9 protein-coding genes and 2 pseudogenes are annotated in these 12,333 nt (G+C 48.9%); 6 read left to right on the top strand and 5 right to left on the bottom strand.

Annotated elements, in window-relative coordinates; translation table 11 throughout:
• Positions 1-69 precede the first annotated feature (69 nt).
• Together CWM52_RS11320 and CWM52_RS11315 are read right to left on the bottom strand one after the other, a co-directional pair.
• Positions 70-543, bottom strand: coding sequence for a DMT family transporter (locus CWM52_RS11320; RefSeq protein WP_100684196.1), 474 nt, complete (start codon positions 541-543; stop codon positions 70-72).
• 14 nt (positions 544-557) lie between these two features.
• A complete protein-coding gene (locus CWM52_RS11315; RefSeq protein ID WP_100684195.1) occupies positions 558-1,955 on the bottom strand; it encodes an amidohydrolase family protein in 1,398 nt (465 codons plus the stop codon).
• A 147-nt stretch (positions 1,956-2,102) separates the two neighbouring features.
• Here CWM52_RS11315 and CWM52_RS11310 point away from each other — a divergent pair, with 147 nt between their 5' ends.
• The gene (locus CWM52_RS11310) at positions 2,103-2,993 is read left to right on the top strand and encodes a LysR family transcriptional regulator (RefSeq protein WP_100684194.1); all 891 of its coding nucleotides are present in this window, start codon (positions 2,103-2,105) and stop codon (positions 2,991-2,993) included.
• Positions 2,994-3,120: 127 nt separating this feature from the next.
• Here CWM52_RS11310 and CWM52_RS11305 read toward each other — a convergent pair whose 3' ends face one another.
• Positions 3,121-3,702 carry an NAD(P)H-dependent oxidoreductase gene (locus CWM52_RS11305; protein WP_100684193.1) on the bottom strand — a complete coding sequence of 194 codons (582 nt, stop codon included), beginning with the start codon at positions 3,700-3,702 and terminating at the stop codon, positions 3,121-3,123.
• Between the two features lie 74 nt (positions 3,703-3,776).
• Positions 3,777-4,967: a CynX/NimT family MFS transporter gene (locus CWM52_RS11300; protein ID WP_100684192.1), complete on the bottom strand. Its 1,191-nt coding sequence runs from the start codon at positions 4,965-4,967 to the stop codon at positions 3,777-3,779.
• A gap of 86 nt (positions 4,968-5,053) precedes the next feature.
• Here CWM52_RS11300 and CWM52_RS27115 point away from each other — a divergent pair, with 86 nt between their 5' ends.
• The 4 genes and pseudogenes from CWM52_RS27115 (at position 5,054) to CWM52_RS11280 (ending at position 11,462) form a co-directional block, all read left to right on the top strand.
• Positions 5,054-5,848: an AraC family transcriptional regulator gene (locus CWM52_RS27115; RefSeq protein ID WP_100684191.1), complete on the top strand. Its 795-nt coding sequence runs from the start codon at positions 5,054-5,056 to the stop codon at positions 5,846-5,848.
• Positions 5,849-5,966, top strand: a pseudogene (locus CWM52_RS11290) (transposase); the annotation flags it as partial. It abuts the gene before it with no gap.
• A 90-nt stretch (positions 5,967-6,056) separates the two neighbouring features.
• Positions 6,057-10,184, top strand: coding sequence for an ATP-binding protein (locus CWM52_RS11285; protein ID WP_100684190.1), 4,128 nt, complete (start codon positions 6,057-6,059; stop codon positions 10,182-10,184).
• Between the two features lie 135 nt (positions 10,185-10,319).
• A complete protein-coding gene (locus CWM52_RS11280; protein WP_100684189.1) occupies positions 10,320-11,462 on the top strand; it encodes a helix-turn-helix domain-containing protein in 1,143 nt (380 codons plus the stop codon).
• A 499-nt stretch (positions 11,463-11,961) separates the two neighbouring features.
• On the opposite strand, the gene CWM52_RS26485 is transcribed toward CWM52_RS11280, so the two are convergent.
• The gene (locus CWM52_RS26485; RefSeq protein ID WP_225851917.1) at positions 11,962-12,159 is read right to left on the bottom strand and encodes an SEC-C metal-binding domain-containing protein; all 198 of its coding nucleotides are present in this window, start codon (positions 12,157-12,159) and stop codon (positions 11,962-11,964) included.
• Positions 12,160-12,209: 50 nt separating this feature from the next.
• Between CWM52_RS26485 and CWM52_RS11270 the strand changes: the two are divergent.
• Positions 12,210-12,333: pseudogene (locus CWM52_RS11270) on the top strand (IS3 family transposase); the annotation flags it as partial.

Here is a 12,333-nt window from a genome sequence, read left to right as displayed (position 1 = left end):
ATCGCCTGACCAAAAGCTTACGACCATCGGCACTATGGCAGAGCGCCGTAAGGAGCAATTTCCACCCTGTCAGGGCAAAAAACGCGCTGAAAGTTTGTCACCAAAAAGCATGATGGCGAGTCCTGCCAGCATGACCAGCATGCCCCCCAGTTTGAGCAGCGAAACCGGTCGCCTAACAGCACCCAGCAGACCGAAATGGTCAATCATTTGCGACGAGAGTAACTGCCCAACGATTGCCAGCCCTAGCAGAGCTGATAAACCGATTTTCGGTGCCATCACCACGTAGCTGAATAACGCACAGGCACCGATCAGGCCGCCAACCAGACTCCACGCTGGCTGCGAAGGAATAGAAGCGAGAGAGGTAAATAACCCTCCACGTAGCAGCGAGTAAATCCCGAGACTCAACGCCCCAGCCGTAAATGAAAAGAATGCGGCGGTGACCGGGTCGCCCCCGAGTCCTTTTGCGAGCTGACTGTTCAGGGTCGTCTGCAGGGTAATACCAAGACCCGCTGCAAAAGCTATTACGTAATAAATCGCGCTCATGCTGTTATTCCCTGTCAGTTTCCCTGTACCAGCGGCAGAAATTTCTCCGCAAAGATGTCCGGCTCATACCCGGCGGCGGAAAAAAGGTGTTCGCGTGATTCATCGATGGCAGCACGGAGACGCTCACTGTCTACGCCCAGAACTTTACCGTTCTGCTTGACGATGCGCCCGCCAATGATAACGGTATCGATGTTGCTGCGTTCAGTTGCATGCACCACCGTCCCGAAGGCATTCCCGTTCGGGTAGAGATTGAGATCAGCAGCATTAATCAGGATCAGGTCGGCCTGTTTGCCTGGCGTCAGGCTACCCACTTTATCCTGTAGCCCGGCACAGGTCGCACCATCGACGGTTGCCGACTTCAGCAGTTGCGCTGCCGGGAGCGTTGTTAGTGAATGCCCTGAATCACAGTAGTGCTGCTTATGCATACCCATTACTCGCTGCAGATAGAACGCCACGCGCATTTCCATAAACATATCTGTGCTGTAAGACGTTTCGTTATCCACGCTCAGGCCAGGATTGATGCCATGGCGCTGTGCGGCCTCAATGGCAAACATCCCGCTTTCAATTCCATAGTGTGAATCTGAGCGCGGACAGACGTTCACCCGTACGCCAGCTTCACGCAGGATTTCCCAGCCCTCATCAGGCAGTGCGGTACAGTGGTTGAAGATATTGTCCGGGCCCAGCAGGCCCTGCTGATGCAGTGATTTAAGCTCTGAAGCCATTTCAGCGCCAAAGAATTCGGTCACGATTGGCAGCCCAAGCCGGCGGGCCTCGGCCCATAACTCCGGCTCCAACTGGGCCATGACGCCCAGAGAAACCATTCCCTCAGGATTGCCTTTGAAATATTTTTCCTGCAGACGCTGCCAGTTACCCGGCCAGTGCGCTCTGTCCCAGTCACCTGACACCGGCGCACCTGAGGCGTGTATGGCGCGAATGCCTGCGTCAAGCAATGCCTCTACTGCTGCGTCCGAATGTGCAGCGGTGCGGCTGTTATGGGAGTTATCAATGATGGTCGTGATACCTGCGTCTATAGCGCCCAGTGCGGTCAGCAGGTTACCGACATAGATATCGGAGGGGCGATAGTATTTAGCAAACGAGAAGTGCGTGGCATTGCTATAGTCGTCCAGACAGGTGGCATTCGGGTTGATGCGGCGCAGCTGCCCTTCCCAGGCGTGACGATGAGAATCGACCATTCCCGGCATGGCAATCATGTTCGTGGCATCAACGATATGCGCACCCTCTGCGTTTAGATTCTGCCCCACGGCGGTAATGGTTGCGCCCGTGATAAGAATATCACCTCGCTCAAAGTTGCCGACATTCTCATCCATGCTCAGTATGGTCGCGCCACGGAACAGCGTCGCCGATGGGGTTACGGTCTGATTGTTAATGATATTTCTGATGTAATCGGTCATTTAAATAGCCTTTTTCCTGGTCAACAGGAAAACAATACGTTACGAAATTAATCCAAAAAAGATGCTTAACGTGTTTTCATAATTCAATATTTACGAATAATAATAGTGTCTACAACAGACAGCCCAGAGATGCTCGGGAGCAATAAAATGGATCGTATTCAGGCAATGCAGATCTTTATGCGGGTGGCTGAGGCCGGCAGTTTTGTGCGGGCGGCGGAAACAATGTCACTGCCGTCCTCAACGGTAACGAGTTCGATCAAGGGTCTCGAGAAATACCTGCAGGTACGCCTGCTTAACCGTACGACGAGGCGGGTAAGCCTCACCCCTGAGGGACTTCAGTATCTGGCGCAATGCCGGGAAATACTCTCATTAATTGAGCATGCTGAATCCAGCCTGACGGATTCTGTCAAGCGGCCGCAGGGAAGGTTACGTGTGGATATGCCTGGCGGCATCGCCAATTTCATCATCATGCCCATGCTGAAAGACTTTTACCGTCGTTATCCGGATATCTATCTGATGATTGGGGTGAGCGACCGTCAGGTCGATCTCGTTCAGGAGGGGGTTGACTGTGTAATAAGAACGGGTGAGCTAATTAACTCCACGCTTGTTGCCCGCCCGCTGGGGCGGTTACGCTGGGTAACATGTGCCTCTCCGGACTATCTGAGGGAATACGGCATCCCCAGGTCTCCTGAAGACTTATCTCAGCATCGTGCAATCCACTATTTTTCTGGTCAGCACCGTCGTAATGACGAATTGCGTTTCATGAAGGGGGCAGAGACTATTTCCGTATCTGTCAGCGGACAAGGGGCCGTTAACGAAACAGGACTGTATATTAAAATGTGCCTGGAGGGGTTCGGGCTGGCTCAGTTGGCCGGGAATATTGTTTCTGAGCATCTGCAGCAAGGCACGCTGGTTGAAGTGATGTCCGACTGGCAACCACCGTCAGTTCCGGTCGCTTTGCTTTATCCTCATCAGCGTTTTCTATCTCCTACAGTGCGCGCGTTTGCTGACTGGGTAGCCGAGCTTTTCCGGGAGTGATGGCACGCCGTATCTGAAAGAAGCATTTTGCTGAATGAGATATGGTACGAACTGTCGGATAGAATTAAACATGACCGGCCCAGTATGACTTTAGCCCGGCACTAAAAACACCGGGCTATATTATTGTTCAGGAAAAGGTTGCTATCAGATGATCGCTGAAACGACGGATTTCATTTTCCACATCCGGCGATTTGACCACATCATTTGTGATGAAAGTGGGTAGTGGCGTCATACCCAGGAACTGATTGGCCTTATGGAGATGCAGGTATAATCCGTCCACGCCAACGCCCTCAAAGAACTGCTCAGGATCGTTAAAGGCTTCCAGTGGGGCATTCCAGGTCAGGGACAGCATGTACTTTTTGTTCTGAAGAAGCCCACCCGAACCGTATTTTTTTGAGCCATCAGAACGAGTACGGCCATCACTTTCATACAGAGAACCATGACCTTCGGTAAAGACTTCATCGATCCATTTTTTTACCGTCCACGGCTCGCCCATCCACCATCCCGGCATCTGATATATCAGGACATCACTGTTAAGAATCCTGGTGATTTCGTTCTGTGGGTCATAATCGCTGTCAGCCTTGGTAACGGATACCTTATGTCCGAGTTGGCTCAACACCTCATTTGCTGTGTTGACATAAAGTTCGTTTAGCTCACCTCTGGCAAAGTTAAAACTTTTAGCGCCATTAATAATAAGAATGTTACTCATATAATTACTGCCTTTTCTTCATGTTTGAACCTGTACTAATAGAACAGTCAATTTTGTTTAAAATAAGATAAGAATTAGCCCGCTGATGTCGCTGGTTGCAGGTAGACGTTTCGACCTGCTGCCAGCCCAGATAAGGCACCGGCTACCGTAATTACAGCAGTCATCAGCAGGGGAACGGTCCAGCCACCGTACCAGTCATGGACCTTACCCAGCAAAAGGGGACCCATTGCAGCCATAAGATAGCCCACGCACTGCGCCATGCCGGACAGTGCAGCAGCATCACCTGCATTTGTTGTACGTAACCCGACAAAGGTCAGGCCCAGCATCATGCTGGCACCGCAGCCGAATCCCAGAATTGCAGCCCACAACATCGACAGGCTCGGCGCGTACAGTATTCCTATAAGAGAAATTCCCGAAAGCAAACTGACAACAACAGCCGCCATTTTCTGGTCCTTCAGACGACGCAGCGTAGCCGCCAGCATGAGTCCAGGGATTGCGGTAGTAAACTGCAGCATCCCGTGTACGGCTCCGGCTTTTTCAGGTGAAATCCCATTATCCGTAAGAATGGCTGGCAGCCAGCCTACCGCAACATAAAACGGCATTGCATTCAGTCCCATAAACAGCGTGACCTGCCATGCGAGAGGAGATTTCCATACGGAGACACTGGTGTGCTGATTAGGATCTGAGAGCTTGTGCTTATGGTGATTGCTCAATTGTGGAAACCAAAAAACCAGTGCAAGTACAGGCGCTATCACTAACAGAGCAAGCGCACTGTCCCAGCCCCATTGCTGGGACAATGGGATGATAATTGCGGAGCCAACGGCACCTGCGGCTCCCATTGTGATGGAATATGCGCCGGTCAATGAGGCGACGTTTCTGGCAAAGTCACGCTTGATAAGGCCAGGCAACAGGACATTCCCCAGCGCGATACCGGTGCCTATGAGCATCGTTCCGGTGTATAGCGCCCATACACTACCTGCTGAACGTAGTAGAATACCTGCAGAAATCACTATCAGTGCGCCGAACAGTGTACGTTCCAGACCAAATTTTCGGGCAATAATCGCACTCACAGGTGAAAACGCAGCAAAGGCAAATAACGGTAATGAGTTAAGCCATCCTACGGACGTTATACTCAGTTGATAGTGTTCCTGAACGAGCTTCAAAACCGGTGCTATCGAAGTAAAGGGAACGCGCAGGTTTACGGCGATGAAAAGAATTCCCATCACAAGGGCCGCAGTGCGCCACTTGTTAGTGATATATGACATATTTCTGACTTTCTCTGAAAAAAGAGAGACTTTAAGATACAAACCGTTTACAAGATATAGATAATCAGACAACATATTTCTAAAATATGCCAAAACATAAAAAAGTAGTTTCGTCGCCCGATGAATTTGACGCTGACATCTTTCTGCAGCCAGCGGTAGCCCTCTACGCTGCACCGGCGCAAGAATATTCCGGTATAACGCCGCATGCGCACCGGAAAGGTCAGCTTATCCTGTCCTTGCATGGTGCAGTGAGTTGTGAAGTTCAAAATGCTCTGTGGCTTGTCCCTCCCCGACATGCCGTCTGGATACCCGGAAATACGCCTCACCGTTGTCGTGTAACAAATAATGCCCGAACCTGTTTTCTGTTTATAGAGCCCGGGGCGGCTGTCATGCCCGAAACATGTTGTACTATTGCCGTTACGTCTCTAGTTCGGGAACTTATTCTTTATCTTGCCGAGCAGGAACCCTCTTATTCCGCTGGTAGTAAGACGGCCAGGCTGGCTGCTGTGCTCCTGGAACAAGTGCCAGACGCACCGGTTGACGCACTCCACCTGGCAATATCAGACCATCCTAAAATTAGGCAGATGGCTGAGGCACTTTTTGCGGTTCCGGGGGACAGGACGACCTTACAGCAGTGGGCTTCCCGCCTTGCAACCAGTGAACGGTCGTTGGCCAGAATGGTGCTATCAGAGACGGGAATGAGCTTCGGACGCTGGCGGCAACAGTTACATTTGATGATTGCCCTGAATGAGTTGGCCGAAGGAAAATCAGTGCAGGGCGTCGCTGGCACTTTGGGCTATGACTCTGTGAGTGCCTTTATCACCATGTTCAGAAAAGCGTTAGGTAAATCGCCCACACAGTATTTTGCTTCGCTAAATTAAGTGGTAAGGGACATAACGGAGCACGGTTATTCTGTTGCCGAAGTTATCAGACCGTCTGGGCGTTTCTGCGCACAGCCTCTACAAGTGGCTACGGGCTATCAAGCCTGATAACAGCGAACATCTTACCTCGCTTCAATACCAATGCATTTTTAATGGGTATAATATGTGACTGCTTTTGCCGCATTATTGTCAGGTACAAGGACTGGTGATGAATATTGATTTCCGTTTAATTCGCAGCGCCCCCAAAAGCCGTAACGATAGCTTTGAAGCACTCGCCGTACAGTTATTTAGGAAAACCTGCCGAGTACCGACAAATTCAACATTTATTAGTCTGCGTGGAGATGGTGGAGACGGTGGCGTTGAGGCATATTTCCGCTCACCGGACGGTGCCATATTCGGTGTTCAGGCAAAATACTTTTTCCAGCTTGCTTCCGCAGAGCTTACACAGATTGATAGTTCCCTTAAAGCTGCGCTAAGCAACCATCCCACACTAACCGAATACTGGATTTATATACCGTTTGACCTGACCGGGCGTGTTGCTGCGGGAAAGCGAGGAAAAAGCCAGGCGGAACGCTTTGAAGAATGGAAAAGTAAAGTCGAATCGGAAGCGTCAGCGAAAGGGAAATCACTTTCTATTGTCCTTTGTACCGCTGTTGTTATCTGCAATCAATTACTTGAGATAGACCCTTACGGAGGGATGCGCAGGTATTGGTTTGATGACACGTTGCTGACAACAGCTCAAATTCAACAATGTCTGGATGACGCCATTGCTTTTGCCGGGCCAAGATATACTTCAATGCTGGATGTGGTGACGAATGCTCATGTCGGCCTGGATTTTTTTGGTGGGACTGGTGACTTTTGCGAGTGGTACGAAACATCATTAACACCAATCGTTCGAGAGTTCCATTCACTGAATGGATACGGACGCAAATCGCTGGATATACTCGGCGAAACCCGTGCTACATCTGCCACTGCATTGATTGAAGAAATAATTACCTACTGTGAGAGCATGAGAGATAACAATGTCACGGCCACATCGGTTACAGATCTTTGCTTCACTCTGTCATCCCTATTGACACTTTTCGCTGATGCCCGCCATGCTCAAGAAGATAAATTTTATGAAAAGCATGGCAAGCATAGTGATACAGAATCGTTCCGACAGTTCCACGCAGAGTATATGTGTGCATTTCCTGCCGGAGATATGGATGCGGCGAGAAAATGGGAAGAGCAGGCGCAGCAACTGCAAAATTTGCTGACTTCTCAGGTCATTGGTGCCGCAACAGCACATTCCTTACTGCTGGTTGGGCCAGCGGGTATCGGCAAAACCCACGCGATTGTCAGCGCAGCATTGCGTCGACTGGAACATGGTGGTTTTTCCCTGGTCGTCTTTGGAGACGACTTTGGCAAAGCAGAGCCTTGGGAAGTGCTACGCAGTAAAATAGGGCTGGGTGCCGCCATCGGTCGTTCGACATTATTTGAATGCATACAGGCCTGCGCCGAACATACTGGCTTACCTTTTGTCATTTATATCGATGCCTTGAACGAAAGCCCGCGAGAAGTGCGCTGGAAGAACAAGCTTCCCGAATTGCTCGCTCAATGCAAGTCTTATCCAGACATCAAAATCTGTGTTTCAACCCGAGATACCTATCGCAATCTTGTGGTCGATTCACGCTTTCCAGGGTTTGCTTTCGAACACATCGGTTTTTCAGAACATCAATTCGAAGCGGTACAAGCTTTCGCAGCCTACTATGGGCTGGATGCAGAGATTACACCACTTTTTTCACCCGAACTCAGTAATCCTTTATTTTTACACTTGGCCTGTAAAACGCTAAAGGGCGAAGGCCGTGATAGTCTGGATATTTCTTTGCCGGGTTTTACCTCTCTGTTTCAAGGACATCTCAAACATTGCGATGTTTTAATTCGAGAACGCCTCCACTACGCGAACCCTCGCAATCTGGTAAGGACTGCAATGATGGCACTCGCGAATACCCTGACACATGAGTTGCCGCAGAACCGAACCTGGGAAACCTGTTGCGAAGCACTGAGCAAAATAGTGGGAACTGAGACCGCTCCTGAATCCTTTTTAAATGCATTGGCACATGAAGGCCTCATTATCCTTTCTGTTGTAGATGAGGATACCTTCCTGATCCGTCTGGGTTATCAACGCTACGGTGACATACTCCGTGCTATCAGCCTTGTGGAATCTCTTGATTCGGATACAGCAAAACTAGCGGAGAAAATTGCAGCGTTAACAGAAGAAGATGCTGGATTGCTGGAAGCTCTTGCCGCCGTGCTGCCAGAGAAAACTGCTCTTGAAATTACTGCTGAAGAAGTAGGATTACCATCCGAACAAGCCCATAAGCTGTTCATCCAGTCATTGGTTTGGCGCTCCCGACAAAGTGTAGTGGAAGAAATTGATGAACACATCCATGCAGCACTGCATACACCTAGATTATGGGAGTCGGTTTATGAAGCGCTGTTTTCACTTAGTCTGGTTCCTGACCATCGTCTAAATGCAACTAACTGGCTGGGGCCATTTTTACGGCAGTCATCCTTAGCTGAACGTGACACCTACTTGTCATTAGCTGCGCTCGGATCATTTGATAACAAGACTGCTGTCTATTCACTCATCCATGCAGCACTATTTGCTGACATAACCCATTGGCCTGCTGAAAGCCGGAGGCTGGCCAGTCTAACACTTGCCTGGCTTACTTCGTGTGCTGACCGCCGAATCAGGGATTTATCCTCAAAAGGGCTAAGCAGAATTCTGGCAAACTACCCGGAAAACTGCCAAACAGTAATCAGTGAATTTGCATATTGTGATGATGATTACGTATTAGAGCGTATTAGCCTTGCTATCTACAGTGCATGCTTATTGTCACGCCAACGCAGAAATGCGTTTATGCCAGCGCTCCCTGGTCTAATAAGCATTGCGTCCGATAGCGAGAATATTCTGCTCCGGGATACGGTTCAGCTATTAGTAAACTTGTTGAAAACAGGAGAATTTCCCACAGCCGTCACAAGCCAATTACAGCATTACCAGACAAACGTATCATTACCATCACGATGGCCTGTACTGGCGGATGTCAAACCCCTCCTAGATCTGGAACATTTACCATCAAACATGGTGCTCTGGGGAGAGTCCATGGCCCCGGATTTCTGGCGTTATCAGGTGGAATCGAAGATTTCCGGCTTTGACTTGGAGAGCGCCAATATCAGCCATGAAAACATTGCCTGTTGGTTAATGCGAGAAGCACTTAATTTAGGGTATCCCGGTTATAACCACTGCGCGCTCAATTATGATCGCCATATCGGGAGTCAGTATGGCTCGGGACGGGGTAGAAAAGGGTATGCTGACCGACTCGGTAAAAAATATTACTGGATCGCCTTACATCGACTACTGGGCATTCTGGCCAGTAATGTTCCCGCACTGGAAGACCCATATTCCGACTACGAACCTACAAGTGATCATCTATGGTCAGTCGACGTCCGTAAAGTCGACCTGACCGATGTACGCGACATCACCGCAGAAAGTGTCTATCCAGTACTGATGGAAGAAACAAATTATGCATTCCCTGACCGCAATTCAGATATCAAAGGTTGGGTTCGGGCCGATGATTTGTCACCTTATGAAGCTTGTCTGATTCGAACTGACAAGGAAGGGGAACAGTGGGTAGCGCTTTCACACAGCTATTGGGACGAGGATAAAGCGCCGAATGACAATAGCTGGAATTCACCTTACCTGGCAGTACGTGCTTATTATTCAAGCGCACTCATAAATGAAAGCATCCAGAACTTTAAACAGAAAAGTGCACGCGATATTTTCCAATATAATCAGGGGAATAGCTGTTATCGCGGTTATCTTGCTGAATATCCTGACAGCCCAGTGTACAAAAAACTTCTTAATAATGAGGAAGATAGTGAAGCATTTAATTTTACAGAAGTCAGTTTACTACGCGGAAGCGAATGGGAATATGACTACTCATATACCACGCCCGAGCGCCAGGATAACCTCATTGCTCCATGCCAGGGAATCATTCAAAAACTCGAACTTTTATGGGATTGTCAAAGCGGTTGGGTTGATCGTTCTGGCAAACTTATCGCCTTCCACCATAAAGGTGTAAGGCAAAGCGGACTTTTCATTCATCGTTCGGCGTTGAACGCCTACCTGTCCATAACAGGTGAAGAACTTATATATCGCCGTTTTGCTAACAGGGGATATTTTGATTTAGCTGGCCGTAACGGTTCGCAAATAGACCTGAAAACTTGGATCCAGTACCGGGCAGACAAGGCCCCAGTAGTTTTACGAGAAGAGGAACTGCCGTTTAACTGCTGACAACGATACTTATTAAGTAATCAACTGGCTGCCCTGGCATCGAATGCCAGAAGAACCATTTCACACTACCAATTTAAGTAGACTGAAGGAATACTTGGTATAAACAAACGCACGCCATATCGGATAGAGGGGACTATGAACGAAACCATCGAAAAACTGATTGCCAGTGGAAAGGAAGGGCCATGGTGGGACTTTAAACAAACCTACCACCAAAACAATGCAGCCCTTGTTCACGATATCCTCTGCATGGCAAACGTCCTGCATGACGGTGACCGGTATCTGATTTTTGGCGTGAATGATGAAGGGTTGGTTACCGGCGTGCCGGAAGAAGGTAAGCAACTTAACCAGGCAAATTTAATCGATCTATTAAGAAAAGTCAGTTTTGCAGAGCACCATTGTCCGGATATTCAGCTGCACCACATCACACTCCAGCATAAGGTGCTGGCTATTCTACAAATTCGTAACGTCAGAATGAAACCCTACTATCTGACCCAGGACTATATAAAAGAGGGAAAAACTGTCAGAGCCGGTGTCGTTTACACTCGGCAACAAGATGCCAATACGCCCGTAACTAGCTGTGCCAGCCCTGGAGATATCATGGCAATGTGGAGAGAGCGCTTTAACCTGGACCTGGCACCCGCTGACCGCATAGTCAGACTGCTTCTCGATTACGACAATTGGGAATATGACGGTATCAGCGAGGCCTATTATCGGTTGGACCCGGATTATGCCATTCATATTGGCGACACAGAAAAAGATATAGGAGGACAACACTGGTGGTCAACGATTAGCATTGAGCAACCTTGTCACTATGAATACATCCTCAAATACCGTGGGCGTGTACTTGAACGAGTGCCAATCGTACATTACAGAAATGAGGGTTTACAGTTTCCCTTTCCAGAGATGGATACGCTGGCTTATCCAGGAAAAAGGGATGGATTCGTAACTGATTATTATGCAGACGTTTTTTACTTCGTAAAAAACACCTTACCCTACAATCTGTTGAGTCATATCAGAGGATTACACTCACTGCCTGGCCATAATTCTGGTATAACCATGCCGTTAACCACCCATACCAAACCGCCGATTATCGAGCTGCCATTCATGGTGTTTGAGAACGCAGGGAAAAAAGAAGAAAAGCTAAAGTTTATTCAAAGTCAGCTTGCTGATTTTTGTCCGGATGGTATGCCTGATACAGCATCGATGAAAACTGACCCAGAACTAAGAATGGAAGCAGAGAGACAATTTTCCTGGTGGGTTTTTAACCATATGCGTTGAGCCGAAGCCAGTAACCCTGCCTGGGAGTTGTTCATTTTTGACGTTGCAACTAAAGGTCAGCGCTACGATAGCGTGTTTTAGTGCGCACTCGCGTATTTTCTCCCTCTTAGGCTGAGGAATCCCCAGAAAATTAGAGATAGGGAAAAGGTTGTTTAACGCTCGAAAGTAGTGTGTTAAACGACCAGTTATCGAGAGGTGAGACCTTCATTACTTTCACATCTCGATGGATAGATGAACAATAAACACTCAATTGTTCATCAACTGCCCATTCTAATCCTCTGAAACCACTAATAGAAAATTAGTGGGGATTCCTCAGCCCTCTTGGGTGAATTTGGCCTGCTTTCGCAGGCCATATACTGCACCCACGCACGACGATGTGCTTTAAGAGAGTCAACGGCAATACCAATAAAAAGCGCTCGGTTGCACGATGTGGACAGCATCCTGATATGGCTCCCATGGACTTACCCCCCAGCCGCGTCCAACATAGCGAAGCCAGCACTCAGGCTCCATGACATTTTTTATACTTTACTCCCGACCCGCAGGGACAAGGTTCATTTCTGCCTACCGCCCCGAAAAATCGCGTTACTTCGGATTTAGCCGCCTTGTAAGCAAGCTGCGCGATGTAGTTCGACTGATTTTCAACCTCCTGTCGCTGCTCACCTGTTAACCCTTCAAAAAAAGGGGCTAGCCGACACATCTCCGATTCTGCCTGCTCCTGTTCGCCTGCAAGTGCCAGTATAACGGCGTAAGCGCCTGAAGTCGCTTGAGGAAGAGAACGCCAGACTCAAGAAGCTGCTTGCCGAAGCCATGCTGGATAAGGAGGCACTTCAGGTGGCTCTGGGGCGAAAGTACTGACGACAGACCAGAAGCG

The sequence above is a fragment of the Raoultella sp. T31 genome, assembly GCF_002806725.1.
GTDB lineage: Bacteria > Pseudomonadota > Gammaproteobacteria > Enterobacterales > Enterobacteriaceae > Klebsiella > Klebsiella electrica.
This window is presented reverse-complemented; position numbering and strand designations above follow the sequence as displayed.